The sequence below is a fragment of the Paenibacillus sp. GYB004 genome (genome assembly GCF_036577605.1).
Taxonomy (GTDB): domain Bacteria; phylum Bacillota; class Bacilli; order Paenibacillales; family NBRC-103111; genus Paenibacillus_AB; species Paenibacillus_AB oceani.
Map to the genome: position 1 here is coordinate 69,308 of NZ_JARBDB010000059.1, position 15,832 is coordinate 85,139.

Below are 15,832 nucleotides of genomic sequence, written 5' to 3' on the forward strand. Positions count from 1 at the left end.
TCGTTCGCGCGATCGTCCCGGTCTTTTTTCATTCCGAAAGCTTCGCTCCGCAGGTCCACTATTCGAACACGGGAGGAAACGACAATGAGTTCCAAAAGCAATGTAATGGTCATCGCGCACCGGGGGGCGGCAGGAGAAGCCCCGGAAAACACGCTCGGCGCATTCGCGCTCGGTCTCGAGCAAGGCTGCACCGGTATTGAGCTGGACGTCCACTTGTCGAAGGATGGGGAAATCATCGTATGCCATGACGCCACCCTGGACCGGACGACCGACCTGAAGGGCGAAATCCGCAAGATGACGGTGGAGGAACTGAAGCGTGCCGATGCCGGCAGCTGGTATAACGAGAAATTCGCCGGGGAGCGCATCCCGCTTCTGGAGGAAGTGCTCGACCTGGTGCCTTCCGACGTTCAGATCAATGTCGAGGTCAAAGGCGCCGCAGACGGCCAATTGGAGCCTGCGCTCCTCTCTCTGCTGAAGCGGAAGCAGCGGCTGGACAGCGTCTTCGTCTCCTCGTTCGACTTCGTCTGTCTGGAGCGGCTGAAGGCGCTCGAGCCGGAGATCCGCATCGGTCTCTTGTACAGCTTCAACATCTCGAAGCATTACCGGATGGCCGGTCTGCTCGACGGTCCGGTTTATTCGCTGCATCCTTACTGGGCGCGGCTTGACAAGCAAGCGGTTCAGGATGCCGTGGAAAAAGGGCTGCAAGTATACCCGTGGACGATCAATGAGGAAGAGAAGATGAAGCAAATGATCGATCTGGGCGTCTCCGGCATCATTACCGATTATCCGGGCAGACTGAAACGGCTGCTGGAAAGCTGAGACGAGGATGAGGCCGGAGCTGAAGCCGAAATCAAGTCAGATCGAGGCTGAGCCAGACCAGGCTGAACCAGATCAAGCTGAGCCGGACTAAGCCAAGCCAGACCAGGCTCACCTAGACCAAGCCTTGATAGACCAAACCAAGCTTAGGATGTAGCGGCCGACTCCCGCATCATCGCGATAAACCCTTCGAGCGCGCGGGATACCCAGCGCCCGGCGGGATAGACGAGCAGGACGTACAGCCGCAGCTCGGGCTGCGAGAACGGCAGCGCCCGCAATTGGCCGCCCGCGAGCTCGGCTTCGACCGCGCAGCGGGGCAGCAGCGCCATGCCTAGGCCGTGCAGGACGCAGCGCTTGATCGCCTCGACGCTGCCGAGCTCGCAGGATATTTGCGGCCGTACGCCGCAGTCGGCGAGCAGCCCGGCGAGGGCGCCGCGGTACGCGCAGCTGCGCTCCGGGGCGACCCAGGCGTGTCCGGCGAAATCGCCGGGCACCACTTCCGCGGCGTCCGCCAGCGGATGGTCCGGTCTTGCGACCAGCACCAGCGGTTCTTCCCATAGCGGGATGGTGACGAGATCCGGGTCGGAGCATTTGCGCTCCAGGAACAGGGCGGCGTCGTATTCGCCCTGCAATACGCCCTGAAGCAGTTCGTCTTCGCCGGATGTTTGCAGCAGCAGCTCGGTTTGCGGAAACGCCTCTTTCATCCGCCTTACGTAAGGCGGCAGCACGAACGCCGCCATCGATTCGATCGTGCCGATCCGCAGCGATCCGGCCGACTCTGCGGACACGGCCTGCTTGGATTCCTCGGCGAGATCGAGAAACCGGTCTGCAAAGGCAAGCAGTTGCCGTCCTCCGGGGGTAAGCCGGATGCCGCGTCCGCTGCGCTCGAACAGCGGTACGCCGTACTCCGCCTCGAGCTTGCGGATTTGCGCGGTTACACTGGATTGAGCATACCCGAGCGCTTCCGCCGCTCGGGTTATATGTAATAGGCGCGCCGTCTCGCGAAACGTCCGCATTAATGTTTCATCCACACCTCTCACCATCCTTACTCCATCGAAAATTCCGATTGTTTCTATTCTTTATTATAGCTAATTCCGATTTGATTGGGTATTAATCACGAAGAGATAGAAGAAATCAGCCTTTTCACTTGACCATTCATCGATAAAGCCGATTGTATAAATCGTTTATTATAGCTAACTCCGATCGCATTGTATGTGCTACATTGTTGTCAGAGCCGGAACGATGCGGCCGGCGACAATCCCAGACGAGGAGTGATCCGATATGTTGACTGAGCAATTAAAAGGCGTTATCGTTCCGGTCGTAACCCCTTTTACGGAGGAAGGCGAGCTGGATACGGGCAGCTTCCGCCGCGTCGTGCAGACTCTCATGGACCAGCGCGCGCACGGAATCGTCATTAACGGAACGACCGGGGAATGCCTGACCGTCCGCCCCGAAGAGGTGCGCCTTTTGATGGAGAATGCGCTGGAGGCAAGGGGGGAGCGGACGTTTCCGATTCTGATCGGCACGGGCTCGAACGATACGGCGGAAGCGGTAAGTCTGACGAAGCAGGCTCAGGCGCTGGGAGCGGACGGCGCGCTCGTGGTGACGCCGTATTACAACCGTCCGTCGAAGCAGGGAGTGATGGAGCATTACCGGCGGGTCGCCGATGCCGGGCTCCCGGTCGTCGCTTACCATATCCCGCACCGGACCGGCCTGGAGCTGACCTCCGGCGACATCGCCGCGATTCTCGGGATCGAAGGCGTGGCGGGAATTAAAGAGAGCACCGGCGGAGTCCGCAACTTCATCGAGCTGTCCGGTCATACGGACAAAGCGCTGCTGTGCGGGGACGACCTATACTTCTTCGCAGCTTTATGCTGCGGGGCTAGCGGAGCGATGATGGCTTCCGCGAATATGTATACGGGCCGTTTCGTCGAGGTATATGAGCAGTTCTCTCGGGGCTGCTGGCCGGAAGCGAGGGAGAAGTTCGATAAGCTGGTGCCGCTGATCGGCCTGCTGTTCGCCGAACCGAACCCTTCGCCGGTAAAATGGATGATGAAGCAAACCGGACTGCTGCTCTCGGATCGGGTAAGGCTTCCGATGATGCCTGTCAGCGAAGGACTGGAGCGGAAGCTGGCAGAATTGCTTACATGTAATAGGCAGTAACTATAAATACTATCCATTTCATATATTGGACCAATAACGAAACATCCTTCACAATTACTACTAAATAGAAGGAAGGATGTGCGTGAAGATGAGAATGGAACCCTATGGTCAGAAAGACGGAGATGGTGTGAGTGCCGCAACAGGTGGTACGGGTGCCGGGGGACGTCCGGAGTCGTCCCATGGCTGGGATGCCGCCTTGTACGATTCGAGACTCGGATTTGTGTCCGAGTTCGGCAAATCGCTGGTCGATCTGCTGGATGTACAACCGGGCGAAGCGGTGCTTGACGTCGGCTGCGGAACCGGCGATTTGTGCCGGGTGCTGGCGGACCGGGGAGCGGTGGTACACGGGATCGATTTCTCGGCGGAGATGATCGAAGCGGCCCGGGCGAAATATCCGGGGCTGGTCTTCGAGGTTGCGGACGGCCAATCGTATGAGACGGACCGGCGGTTCGACGCCGTATTATCCAACGCCGCCCTTCACTGGATGACAGATCCGGAAGGCGTTGTCCGGGCCGTCCGGAACGTCCTTGTCCCTGGCGGGCGTTTTGTAGCCGAGTTCGGCGGGAAGGACAACGTTGGCGCGATCGTTGCGGCGATCTACCGGACGCTGGAGAGCTTCGGCGTCGATCCGGAGCCGCGCAATCCGTGGTATTTTCCATCGGTCGGACAATATGCGTCACTGCTTGAAGCTTCCGGCTTCCGTGTCGGATATGCGCTGCACTATTCGCGGCCGACTCCGCTGGAGGACGGCGAGAGGGGAATGGACCATTGGCTGGATATGTTCGGCGGCGCCTTTTTCACCGGACTGACCGATACCCGGAAAGAAGAAGCGTACGAGGAAGTGAAACGTTTGGCGCGCCCGGTCTTGTTCCGGGAAGGACGCTGGGTGGCCGATTACTGGAGGCTGCGGATATTGGCATTTGCGCCTTAAGTCTCAAAATAGTCCAAAATGCCTATTAATGACTCCGGAAATTTGTGGTACTATGGGCATAGTTGATAGGAATTATCGGATAAAGGCAAACCTGGGCGAAAGCCAGGGGCGCAAAGCCACGGGTCTACAGCGAACTTCGCCATGACAGCCGGGTTGCCCATAAGCTGATGCATGTCGTCATCAAACCGGACGGACGTCGCTTTAGGGCGTCGTCTTTTTTTGTGTCGGAGGCTTAGGAACGCTTGGAGAGAAGCGGTGCCTGACGTCATTCGTGACCTTAATCTGGGGGTGATGCGCGTATGAACGACGAAGTAATGCAGTTGAAAACCGATTTGCACCGGTTAACGGTCGAACTGATCGGCAATTGCAAATATTGCTCCTTAATTTCCTCGAATGTGGAGTACAAAACCCCCATTTATTGCACCAAGTTTACCGGTCCCATCCATCCGACCTGCGTCAATGTGACGACCTGCTTGTCATGCCAGGAATACAAAGGAAACTAAGTCCGAATCGAGCCGAATACGAACAAAGGGAGCCTTCCGGACGCAGGGAGGTTTTTTTGATAGTTCAGAGCCTCTTTCCCGGTCGAGTCAGCAAGTGTCGCATCGACACGGAATAGGAGCGGTGGAAGGTAACTTTTCCCTTTCCACTTGGTTGTCCATAATGAATCGACAGCCTCGCCGAAGCCTCCTATTTTGTTCAGAGCCGCGTGCATACATTTCCCCGCGGGGCATACGGTTCAGCGAAGAGGAACACTCTTGCCCGCAAGAACGAGGTTTACGGTTTCGAGCCTCATTGAAGACGAGTATGTTGCCGTCAACCCCCATCAACGAGCGGCTCCCGACCGAAGGTGCCCACTGTCTCCCGTGCACCTAACGTATAGCTCGTACATCAAAGGATCGCCCGGACGTTTTTATCGAAAGGTTTTTCTCAAATCATGCGAGGCTTAATTGTGGCTTCTCCCGGAAAAATACAATCTTGCGCGCACCTTTTCCTTGCTGCTGAATATCGGTAGTACTAGGCGAAGATCCGCGAGGAGGAGGTGTACCGTCGCCATGATGGAATTCCGCAATTTATCGGCCCAAATATCGAAAAAAGTGATGATCAAGCCGCGGCTGCAAATCCGCTATCCGCAGCTGACCGGGCTGCCGAACCGGAAAGCGCAGCATGAGATCAACGACCGGATTCTGAAGCTCGTCTACCAGATGATTCGCGATCAGGGGTATGTCGAGGACCAAAACAAGGAAATGACCGGCATCTATGAGGTCATGCTGAACGAAAACGGGCTGATCAGCATTGTGTTCCAAAACTACGCCTATGCAAAAGGAGCGGCTCACGGCATCACGCTGCAAAAGTCGCTGACGATGGACTTGTGGGACGGGGACGATTACGATTTTGATGATCTGTTCCGCGATGGGAGCGGGTATAAGGCACATATTGACGCGATTCTAAAGCGGCAAATCGAGGAGAACGACATGCCGATCCTGGAAGGTAAAGCGTTCAAGGGAGTCGGTCCGGATCAGGACTATTATTTAACTCCGAGCGAGCTTGTCGTGTATTTCCAATTGTACGAATATACGCCCTACGCTTACGGGTTCCCGACGTTCCCGATTCCGTATACGGAAATAGCGGATATAGCCGATCCCGAAGGACCGATCGGCAAGCTTCAGCACGCCGTGGTCTGAAGATTCGGCGCACGTAATTTGGGGTACACAATGTACAGAATCGTTTTTGAGCGGTTTGCCGCTCTTTTTTTATACACGGCTTTGGACGAGCGAGCTATTGCGACTTCTGTCCTCCGGCGTAAAAAACGCAAACCCGCAGGTCGAGCTTATGAGCTTAAGGTCTTGAGCTAATGAACCGTATCGTTCTTATAGCCGTAACAAGACTTCATAACAGATCTAACGAATCCCAGCTACCTTATGGAGTTGAACATGGGCGGGAGTGCGAACTGATGCAGGAAATAGCATCTCTGGAGTTCGTAACAAATCCAAATCGCTGCATGTTAGCCAAATAAGGGGTCCTAGGTTCGTAAGCCCGTAAGCCCCGTAAGCTGATTATTTTGCAGCTTTGAAACCAAGTCCCATTTTCTGCGTAATAACAACCAAAAGGCGAAGGAGGATACGCCAATGTTAAAACGAATGCTACAAGATTTATTGCATAAGAAGCTGAGCTCCAAAAGACACTATTCGAGATATTCCAGCAGCGACTACTATAAGAGACAAGGCGGTTACCCGCCGCATTACCCGAACTATCCGAATCAGCACCCGAATCAGTATTCGAACCAATACCCAAACCAATATCCGAACCAGAACCCGAACCAGTACCCAAACCAGCATCCGAACCAATATCCAAACCAATATCCGAACCAGCATCCGAACCAGTATCACCATAATCAGGGTTACAAGTACTACAGGCGCAAGCATAAAAGCTATTCCAGCTCGTAGGAACGGGCGGCCCCCGGCGCGGACTAGGCACACTATGCAGAGTTCCATACACGAGGGGCTGTCCCCAAATGCCCGGCAGTACTGGAGCGAGCTCCAAACCGAGCTCCGAAACCGAAAGGACCTCAATTCCACGGCCAAGTGGAGGATGAGGTCCTTTTTGCAGGGAAATACCGATTGAACAATTTCTCCGGCCCTTACGTTTTGCTTCGAATCTCCCCATCGACAATGGAAAAGTGCGTCATCCATCCGTTCGTGGCGAATGCGTCAAATACAATTGTTTGATGACCCGATCGATCGTCAGCTCCTGAACGGACATATCGAGCAGCGTGCACATGCCGTTCATCGTCGCGATAAATTCGCTGATATTCAGAACGCCCGTGTTCAACTCGATTTCGGCCTCATGCTCGGACAGCATCCGTACCACGGTAACGCCGGGTATTTGCAGCTCGGGGAAAGGCTCCGCGGTCAGCAGACGGATCATTTTCCCGCCGCCGACATGGCCCCGCATCGCTTGAATCGTATCGTCGAAGACGACTTCGCCGTGATTGACTACGATGACGCGCTCGGCCAAATGCTCGACATCGTCGAGATCGTGGGTCGTCAGGATGAAGGTGACGCCTTTGCGGTTCATCTTCAGAATGAACTCGCGGATTTTGTCCTTGGCGATCACATCGAGGCCGATCGTCGGCTCGTCCAGGAAGACGATTTGCGGGCGGTGCAGCATCGCCATCATAAATTCGCATTTCATCCGTTCCCCTAGCGATAGCTGTCGCGTCGGCTTGCGCATCACGTCCCGGACATCGAGCAGTGCCGTCAGCTCTTCGAGCGTTTCTTCGAACTCGGACTGCGGAATCGAGTAGATCGCTTTGTTCATATAAAAGGCGTCGAGCGGCGGAATATCCCACAGCAGCTGGGATTTCTGGCCGAATACGGCGCCTATGCGAGCGACGTAGCTTTTGCGCTGCTTCCAGGGGACGTATCCCATCACTCGGACTTCGCCTGCGGTCGGATGAAGCACGCCGGTTAATATTTTGAGCGTCGTTGATTTGCCGGCTCCGTTCGGGCCGAGAAATCCGACGATTTCGCCTTGCCGCACCTGGAACGAGATGCCTTTCACGGCTGGCACCTCGACCGTTTTGCGGAAAACCAGGCTTTTCAGAGCTTCCTTGAACGTATGGCCGCGTTGATGCGTCGTATACGTTTTGCACAGCTCGCGTACTTCGATCAGCATGTTCATGTTAAACTTAACCACCCGCACTCGTATAGTTGCCCAGCATCCGGTGCCAGAACGCCAGACTGAGCAGGAAAAAGGCGAAGCTGACGGCAGCGGCGATCCATACGTCTTGCGGCAGCTTGCCGAGCAGCGCGGACGCCGGGATAAAGCCGATCATCATGACCGGAACGGCATGGAGCACGAGGCCGACGAACGATTTCGAGAAGACGGTCCGGGGATACAGCCCGAACGATGTGACCGAATCGAATATGTCGTAGACGCGGCTGCTGCCGACCCAGCGGAACAGCAGGCCGGACATGAACAGCGCGAACGAGAATAGCACCATGACCGACAGTAGCATCAGCACCGCAAACAACAGCCAGCCGGCGATTCCTGCGGCCGGAACGAGCGAAGCGGCCACTCCGAGCAGCAGCACGCCGCCCAGCAGACGCCCTAAGCCGTCAGGCTGAAAGCCGGTGACCAGCGCCATGTACAGCGCGGAGCGCGGCTTGATGAGCAGCAGATCGAACGTTCCTTCCCGGACTCTGTCGAGCGTATTCCAGACGATCCCGAAGAAAAACGGAAAGGCGATGCCTTTGGACAGCAGGAACACCGCCTGAATGAGCAGCACCTCATTCAGGCTCCACCCGGGGAAGGAAGCGCCCGAGCGATAGATGAGAAACGTAAGGAGCGGCACGACCAGCTCCCCGGCGATCGTCATCAGGGAGCTGATCCAGAAATCGCCGCGGTAGGCCATTCGGCTGGCGATTGATGTTTTGACGATTTCCGCATAGGCGACAAGCCCATTCGTCTTCGTCATGCTCCCACCCCCGTAAAATGCCGGATTCCGAGCCGCCACAAGCATTCGGAGACGAGCCACATGACGAGAACGGCAGCCGCCTGAACGGCAACGATTTGCGGGATCGACATCGTTATGCCCCCTAACTCGTAAGAGCCGATAACCACCCGGGTCGGCACGTACACGATAAATTGGAACGGCAGCACGAACAAGATTTTTTGCAGCGTATCCGGCAACAAGGTGAGCGGGATCAAGACGCCTGCCGATAAGTCGCGAAGCAGATGGAACATCCCGCGAATCCCGTGCGCGTTCGTCAGCCAGAAGGCGGTGAGGCCGATGCAGTAATTGACGAGAAACATCATCAGAAAGCTTAAGCCAATCGATATGACGGCCCACACCGGATACTCGGGTATCAGATCGATATGGAAGCCGAAGTACAGAATAAGGGCGACGGGGACGAGCTCGAGCCAAAAGCCGAGCAGACGGTGGCCCGCTTTCTGCGACAAGGCGAACCAGCGGTGCGACACCGGCCTGAGCAGGAAGGTGAGAAATTTGCCGGTGCGGATCAGCATCTGCAAATTCCAGTCGGCGAAGTCGAAGATGGCATAATGGATGACCGTTATAATGCCGTAATAGGTCAGCATTTGCGTCAGATTCAATCCGCCGACCGTATCCCTCGAGGAGAACACCGCCTGCCAGATGAGCAGCTGAACGAGAAACAGAACGGGCCCTACGAAGAGAGAGACGGCCATATGCGAACGATATGCCGCCCACTCCTTGTAGGTGACGAAAGCGACGGATTTTAATACCCGCAGCATGTCAACGCAAGCCCGACCAAATGATATTGCTCGGATGGATAATCGATTCGGGCAAAAATCCGTCGTGCGCGGTCGGCACGAAATAGACGGCGACCAGCTGCTCGACGGGGTCGATATGCAGCGCGCAGCGGCCCGCCCCTTCGTGGGAGAACGTCGCCGGCGTCTTCAGCTCGCCTCTCTCCAGAAACAAATTGAGCCCCAGCCCGTAGTTTTTGGACGGAATTTGCACGCCCCAGGCGTATGCCGGTACCTTGAACAGCTGGTTGCGGGTCATCGCCTCCACCGTTTTCCGGCTGACGACGCGGCTGCCGCGAAACGCTCCTTTGTCCAGCATCATTTGACCGAACTTCCATAAGTCCGTCAGCGTGGAATGCAATCCGCCTCCGGCACGCGGCATTTTGCCCGGCTGCTTCGTGCTCGTCGTCAAACGTTCCGCGTCGAACGGCGCGACAAGGCATACTTCGTCGCGGAACGGTTCCGGCACATCGAAAAAGGTCCGGTCCATCCCTAGCGGCCCGATAATCGCCTGCTCGACGTAGTCGTTGTAATGCATGCCGGTTACGCGGCCGATCAATTCGCCGAGAATGCCGTAGCCCGAGCTGGAATAGTTGTAAAACTCCCCGGGCTTGCTTCGCGGAGGACCGGACAAGACGCCCTTGATCCAATTATCCTGCTCGCTCGCGTTCCACCAGCCCCGCGGATACGGCTCCAAGTAATAGCCCGGGTCCGGGCAAATGCCCGCCGTGTGCGTGAGGAGGTGAAACACGGTGATCGTTTTATGCAAGGGGGTGTCGAATTCCGGCAAAATCGTGGATACGGGCTGTTCGAGATACAGCTTGCCGTCTTCGACGAGCTTCATGACGGCGACAGCTGTAAACGCTTTCGTCGTGGAGGCGATTCGGCGCAGCGAGTCCGGCTGCAGATCGCCGCCATCCTCGAACCCGACTCTTCGGCCCATCGATTTATGGGCGAATATTTTGCCATGTCGGGCAAGCAAATAGGAGGCGGCTTGGAGCTTTCCGTCCCCGATCAACTGTTGGAAATGCCGGTCCAGCACCTCAAGCCGTCCGCCGTCGAAGCCTACCTCGGACGGGCTTGCGTCCGTATGCCCCAGATGGATGGAGCTTGCATGCTGCTGTTCGATTGCCATTAGCGATCCCTCTTTTCGTCGTCGATTCGTGATTACAGCAAGCCCGACCAGATGACGGCTTTTGTTCCGATGACCGATTCGGGGGCCCATTGAATCCCGGTCGGTACGATAAATACGGCTACGAACCGCTCCTCCGGGTCGACCTTGATGCCGCACCGGCCGAAGCCCTCGTGCCCGTACGTTCCCGGCGTCTCGATCGTAGGCGTGGTCAGGAATAAGCCGAGCCCGAACTGGTAGTCGGTAACGTGGCTTCCCCATACGTGGGTTTTGACGCCGGACAGCTTATTTTTGGTCATCGCCTCGACCGATTTCCGGCTCAGGATGCGGACGCCGCCGAACGTTCCGCCGTCCAGCATCATTTGTCCGAGCTTCCACATATCCTCAAGCGTCGAATACAAGCCGCCTCCGGCCGGGGGAGGACCGTCCGCGCGTTCTTCGCTCCACTCCAGCTCCTCGACCTGCCAGTCGCTCGTCACGCATACTTCATCGCGCAAATGGACCGGCACCTTGAAAAACGTCCGCGTCATGCCGAGCGGCTCCAGGATGCGCTCGAGTATGTATTGCTCGTACGGGATGCCCGACACTTTGGCGATGATCTCGCCCAAAATGGCATAGCCGCAGCTGGAGTAGGCGTATTGTTCGCCTGGTTTGGAGGAGAGCGGGCCCGATATCGCATTCGTAACCCAATCGTCGTACCCCTTCAAACCGCCGAACCAGGCGGTCGGATACGGCTCCATCATGCAGCCGGGGTCCGGATATACGCCCGATGTATGAGTAAGCAGGTGAAACACGGTAATCGACCGGTGCAGCGGCGTATCGAACGGCTTCAGCACGGTTGACACCGCTTGTTCCAAATACAGCTTGCCTTCCTCGATCAGTTGCATGACGGCGACCGCGGTGAAAAACTTGGTGACCGAATACGTCTTGCGGATGCTGTCCGGCATCAAGTCCGGGCTGCCTTCCCGGTAAGTCAGCTTGCCCATCGCCCGGTGCGCGAAAATACGCCCGTCTCGCGCCAGCAAATAGCTGCCGCATTGCAGCTTATTGTGACTGATCAGCTCCGACAAATGCTCGTCGAGCCTGGCTAACCGCGCCGGATCGTAGGCGGCTTGTTCAGGAGTCGCGTCTGTCCGTCCGTCATGGTACAGCGGCACTTCCGTTTCTCGGATCATACCGATTCCTCGCTTCCCAAATATAGAATTGATTCCTGAAATGACCAGATGTTTATCCATTATATGACAGAACGTACGTTCCGTCTATGGGGCGTTTTAGTTTATCCGTTTTTTCCGAAATCGTAAGGACTGCAAGAAAAACCGTCCCGGGGAAAAGGGAACACCTGTCCGGGAACAGCTTGAAGGTGCAGTCGACAGTTTGTATATGATTTGAAAATAGAAAATGCATTTTTATCGGTCTGGATTAATTCTATAATGCAAATGAAGAATAGGTTGGAGGCGCCTCCTTAATACCGGTTTTTCGTGAATGCGGGCGATAAATAGTGAAACGCGGAATTTGCTCAAAAGAAATAGATAGCGAATGTTGCGAACGTTTGTAGCGTAGTTATGATGCTGTCCAAAAAGTTGCGAAGAAGAGGGAGTCGATGGAAAAGATGAAAAGATTCTGGAAGGTTTCTTTGGTAAGCGCTTTCGTTATATGCTCGTTGGCCGCTTGCGGCAAGCCAAATGATCCGTCAGCAACAGGAGCGCCTGAACCGGGCGCTGCAAAACCGAAAAGCAATGAGCCGGTCACGCTCGTTTTCGGAATGACGGGGACGGAAGAGCAATTTAAGCTGAAAATATCGGAAAATCCGCAGGTGAAGGCGAAATTCCCGCATGTCACGTTCGAATACAAAAGCGTGAACGTGGGACTGGAGAAGCTGCTTGCTTCCAACGATATGCCGGATTTGATTAATGTGGTGTACCGAAAGCTTCCCGAAGTGCAGGAGTTGAAGCTGGGCACTGATTTAAGTCCGATGGTCTCTGCGAACCAATTCGATCTCAACAAGTTTCGCCCGGAAAACCTGGAATCGATCCGGCGCTACAGCGGCAACGGACAACTGATTGCTCTTCCAGATTCCACGAACAAAACGTACTCGACCTATGCGCTCGCCTACAATAAAGATCGATTCGATCAATTCGGTGTAGCGTACCCGAAAGACGGAATGACGTGGGATGATGCGATCGATCTTGGCAAAAAACTGACGCGGATGGATGGCGGCCAAGCCTATTACGGGCTGCATGTGAACAATCCGTCCGGCGTCCTGACCTGGCAGCAGGGACTCAATTACGTCAACCAGCAGGGAAAGGTCGACTTGTCCGGGCAGAAATGGGTGGACCTCTTTCGCGTGAATAAACGACTCTATGACGAACAAAACAGAGTGGCGCCGCCAAACGGCATCACGACGTTCACGAATGACAAGAATTTTGCCATGTGGGCGGGCTCGGTGCGGGAGCTGTTCTTGAACGCAGAGAAATACGACAAGGAATTCCGCTGGGATATCGCGACCTTTCCGTCCTTTCCGGATGCACCGGGAGTAGTACCGCCCGAAGGCGGCGTATTCGTTCTCACATCGACCAGCAAGAAGAAGGAAGCGGCGTTTGAGGTGCTCTCTTATTTGCTCAGCGGCGAGCTGCAGGAGGATACGGTGGCTATCTTCGAGAAAGGAGAGAAACTCGGCAAGCATGTGGACGCAGTGAAGAACCGCAAGACGTCGATTTATGTCGCGGACAAAATTACGGAGCAAGGGGACGCCGTGCTTGCCGCCCAGATCAAGGGAATGAACACCAATCAGCTGGACGTCAATACTGCAAATCGCAATGCACAGGAAGCGATTCAGAAAAAATACGACGAAGTGCAAGAACAATCAGCCCGAAACAAATGAAAGGATGATCCATTCGATGACTGCCAAAGAACCGCAATCCGCCAGGGAAGGTCATGCCGCGGAAAGCCGGATGCATCGTTTTTTCCGCCAGCGTCCGGTACATGAAAAAATCCCGTGGGATCGCCGAACGTCGATCATCTGGCATCCGTCCGAGGTTGAAACGCATTACGAGCAGCCAAAAAATTCGTTTTGCCGGTTCCGTCACGAATTCGAACTGCCCGGGACTGCCAAACGAAGCGAGCTTCGGATTTTTGCCGACTCCCGGTACATGCTGTACATCAACGGCCATTACGTGGGCCGGGGACCGTGCCGGAGCGATCCGCGCTGGCAATATTACGACGTATGGGAGATTAGCGCCCTGCTTGTACCCGGACCTAATACGATTGCCGTTCTCGCTCTCCACTACGGTTACGGCACGGGACAATCCGTTCACCGGATTCCGGCGCTGCTGGTGGAATGTACGGTCGATCAGGAGGACGGGGGCTGCACGCGGATCGCCAGCGACGCAAGCTGGAAATGCAGCCTGCATCCCGCCTATGAACGGAATGCACCGCGTATTAACGGCTGTCAAGGACCGGTGGAAGTTTACGATGCGCGGCTCGAGGACGGCCAGTGGCAGCAGCCCGGATACGACGATGGGGATTGGATGTCGGCCAAAGCGCGGAACCGCCAATTGTCGCCGTTCTGGAACCTCGTCCCGCGGGACATTCCGCTGCTCGAAGAAGGTGAGGTTACTGCTTGCCGTATCGCAGGGATCGGCGAGCTGGGCGAACGGCCGGAGGCGGTGGATCGGCTGCATAAGCAGATTATGGAAGAGGAAGCCGGGCTGACCGTTTCTTCTATGGACAGTGTCGGGACGGCTGAATATACCGTGCAGCGGACAGAGCAAGGAAAGGCATCCGTTGTCACCTTTGATTTCGGCCGCATGGAAGTGGGTTTCCTGCAGTTGGACGTGACCGGGGCGGAAGGAGATATTCTCGATGTGGTTTATGCCGAAGAATTATGGGAAGGTAAAGCGCTGCTGAATGCGAACAACAACCGCTCCTTCGACCGGTTCGTTCTCGCCGGCGGACGCAACGAATTGGAGCTGGCCTTCGGCTGGAAGGCGTTCCGCTACGTGCAGATTCGCGTGCGGAATCATAAGGGGCCGCTTACGTTCCATCGTGTCGGCATCCGGACGAGGTATTACCCCGCATCCCGAACCTCGGGTTTTGCGTGTCCGGATCACGAGCTGGAGCGCATATGGACGATATCGGCGCATACGCTGCGCTGCTGCATGCAGGACGGTTTTCTGGACTCGTCCAGCCGCGAACAGCAGCAGTGGATGGGGGACGGGCGCGTACAGTCGATTTACAACTATTACTTTACCGGCGACAGCCGGCTGCACGCGAAGCTGCTCATGCAGATCGGGCAATCCCAGGATGAATCGGGGATGACGAAATCGCGGTATCCGGACGGCCATCATAACTTTCCCCCCATCCCGTCTTTTTGCCTGCAGTGGATTTGTTCATTCAGCGACTACGAGTTCTATACGGCCGACAACAGCAAGGTCGCCGAGTGGTGGCCGAACATCGTCCTGGCGCTTCGCTGGTTTACTGCGTATATCAACGAGGAAGGCGTGCTGGAGGATGTTCCGTACTGGTCGTTTATCGATTGGGGGGAACTGCCGGCGGGATCGGCCCCGGATGTAGCGAGGGGCGGTATTATCGGCGCGCTTAACCTGCAATATGTGGAGGCTTTGCGTGTCGCCGTCCATTTCGCCTATCAAGAAAACGATGCGGAAGCGGCAGCCGTCTTCGGAGGTTTGGCTGATCGGGTGGAGGACGGCATCAAACGGCTTTTATGGAACGAAGCCGCAGGAGGTTACGCCGATTGCGCCGTGAACGGCAAAAAAAGCGAAAAGGTCAGCGAGATTACGAACAGTCTCGCGCTGCTTCATCTGCACCGCCCGGGAGAGGAACGAGCGGGTCGCATCGTGCGGAACGTATTTTTCCGGGAAGCCGGCTATCCGGTTCTTAAAGCCAGTCCCTACTTTATGCTGAGCGTATACCGCGCGCTTTCCACGCACGGGCAATCCGGTCTCGTCCTGCAGATGATTCGCGAAAGGTACGGCGCCATGGTGGAGGCGGGGGCTACGACGACATGGGAAAACTGGGAAGTATTTTACCGGACGGCACAAGGGGACGTGCGGTATCAAAGCGCGAGCCATGCCTGGGCAGCGATGCCGATCGTATTTATGGCGGAGCAGATTCTTGGGGTAAGTCCGGCGGCCCCGGGCTTCAAACGGGTGCATGTAGCTCCCCGGTTGTTCGGCATGGCGCATGCCAAGGGAACGGTCGCCACTCCTGCCGGGGAATTTCATATCGATGTGCGCAGGCAGGAGGATCAGGTCAGCTTGGAGCTGGTTGTGCCCGAGGGCAGCGAAGCGATCGTCAGAGGGCGGATTTGTCCCCCGGGCAGACATGCTCTCGAATGGACGGAGCAAGAAACGTAGGGCATTCATACACAGCTAAGGATAGATAAAAAAATGGCGCCGTTTCTGGCGCCTAAGGTTCATCGGGCAGACACCTGAATCGCGGTGAAATACGATGGCGGAGTTTTCCCCACCTTCAGGTTA

The 15,832-nt window shown here is 56.1% G+C and carries 14 protein-coding genes and 1 riboswitch; of the genes, 8 read left to right on the forward strand and 6 right to left on the reverse strand.

What is annotated here, in order from left to right; genetic code table 11:
- Positions 1-84 precede the first annotated feature (84 nt).
- Positions 85-819, forward strand: a complete 735-nt coding sequence (locus tag PV433_RS25490; RefSeq protein ID WP_332074845.1) for a glycerophosphodiester phosphodiesterase — start codon at positions 85-87, stop codon at positions 817-819.
- A 143-nt stretch (positions 820-962) separates the two neighbouring features.
- Here the strand turns inward: PV433_RS25490 and PV433_RS25495 are convergent, their stop codons facing one another.
- Positions 963-1,847, reverse strand: a complete 885-nt coding sequence (locus PV433_RS25495; protein WP_332074846.1) for a LysR family transcriptional regulator — start codon at positions 1,845-1,847, stop codon at positions 963-965.
- A gap of 250 nt (positions 1,848-2,097) precedes the next feature.
- Here PV433_RS25495 and dapA point away from each other — a divergent pair, with 250 nt between their 5' ends.
- The 5 genes from dapA to PV433_RS25520 all read left to right on the forward strand — a co-directional run bounded on the left by dapA (position 2,098) and on the right by PV433_RS25520 (position 6,357).
- Positions 2,098-2,979, forward strand: a complete 882-nt coding sequence (dapA, locus tag PV433_RS25500; RefSeq protein WP_332074847.1) for a 4-hydroxy-tetrahydrodipicolinate synthase — start codon at positions 2,098-2,100, stop codon at positions 2,977-2,979.
- An 88-nt stretch (positions 2,980-3,067) separates the two neighbouring features.
- Complete coding sequence (locus tag PV433_RS25505) at positions 3,068-3,910, forward strand: class I SAM-dependent methyltransferase (protein WP_332074848.1); 843 nt, start codon at positions 3,068-3,070, stop codon at positions 3,908-3,910.
- 74 nt (positions 3,911-3,984) lie between these two features.
- A riboswitch (cyclic di-GMP riboswitch) is annotated at positions 3,985-4,071 on the forward strand.
- A gap of 138 nt (positions 4,072-4,209) precedes the next feature.
- A complete protein-coding gene (locus PV433_RS25510) occupies positions 4,210-4,413 on the forward strand; it encodes a hypothetical protein (RefSeq protein ID WP_332074849.1) in 204 nt (67 codons plus the stop codon).
- A gap of 552 nt (positions 4,414-4,965) precedes the next feature.
- On the forward strand, positions 4,966-5,595 hold the full coding sequence (locus tag PV433_RS25515; RefSeq protein WP_332074850.1) for a DUF3298 and DUF4163 domain-containing protein: 630 nt from the start codon (positions 4,966-4,968) through the stop codon (positions 5,593-5,595).
- Positions 5,596-6,039: 444 nt separating this feature from the next.
- Positions 6,040-6,357, forward strand: a complete 318-nt coding sequence (locus PV433_RS25520) for a hypothetical protein (protein ID WP_332074851.1) — start codon at positions 6,040-6,042, stop codon at positions 6,355-6,357.
- Positions 6,358-6,595: 238 nt separating this feature from the next.
- Here PV433_RS25520 and PV433_RS25525 read toward each other — a convergent pair whose 3' ends face one another.
- Genes PV433_RS25525 through PV433_RS25545 form a run of 5 tightly spaced genes read right to left on the reverse strand, consistent with a single transcriptional unit; the run spans position 6,596 to position 11,509 of the window.
- Positions 6,596-7,594, reverse strand: coding sequence for an ABC transporter ATP-binding protein (locus PV433_RS25525; protein WP_332074852.1), 999 nt, complete (start codon positions 7,592-7,594; stop codon positions 6,596-6,598).
- 7 nt (positions 7,595-7,601) lie between these two features.
- Positions 7,602-8,390, reverse strand: a complete 789-nt coding sequence (locus PV433_RS25530) for an ABC transporter permease (RefSeq protein WP_332074853.1) — start codon at positions 8,388-8,390, stop codon at positions 7,602-7,604.
- Positions 8,387-9,187, reverse strand: coding sequence for an ABC transporter permease (locus PV433_RS25535; protein WP_332074854.1), 801 nt, complete (start codon positions 9,185-9,187; stop codon positions 8,387-8,389). The genes PV433_RS25530 and PV433_RS25535 overlap by 4 nt, the downstream gene beginning before the upstream one ends.
- 1 nt (position 9,188) lies before the next feature.
- A complete protein-coding gene (locus PV433_RS25540; protein WP_332074855.1) occupies positions 9,189-10,337 on the reverse strand; it encodes a serine hydrolase domain-containing protein in 1,149 nt (382 codons plus the stop codon).
- Positions 10,338-10,369: 32 nt separating this feature from the next.
- Entirely contained in the window at positions 10,370-11,509 is a 1,140-nt protein-coding gene (locus tag PV433_RS25545; RefSeq protein ID WP_332074856.1) for a serine hydrolase domain-containing protein, read from the reverse strand.
- Positions 11,510-11,934: 425 nt separating this feature from the next.
- Between PV433_RS25545 and PV433_RS25550 the strand changes: the two genes are divergently transcribed.
- Together PV433_RS25550 and PV433_RS25555 are read left to right on the forward strand one after the other, a co-directional pair.
- On the forward strand, positions 11,935-13,215 hold the full coding sequence (locus PV433_RS25550; protein WP_332074857.1) for an ABC transporter substrate-binding protein: 1,281 nt from the start codon (positions 11,935-11,937) through the stop codon (positions 13,213-13,215).
- Positions 13,216-13,231: 16 nt separating this feature from the next.
- The gene (locus tag PV433_RS25555; RefSeq protein ID WP_332074858.1) at positions 13,232-15,709 is read left to right on the forward strand and encodes a family 78 glycoside hydrolase catalytic domain; all 2,478 of its coding nucleotides are present in this window, start codon (positions 13,232-13,234) and stop codon (positions 15,707-15,709) included.
- Positions 15,710-15,832 lie beyond the last annotated feature (123 nt).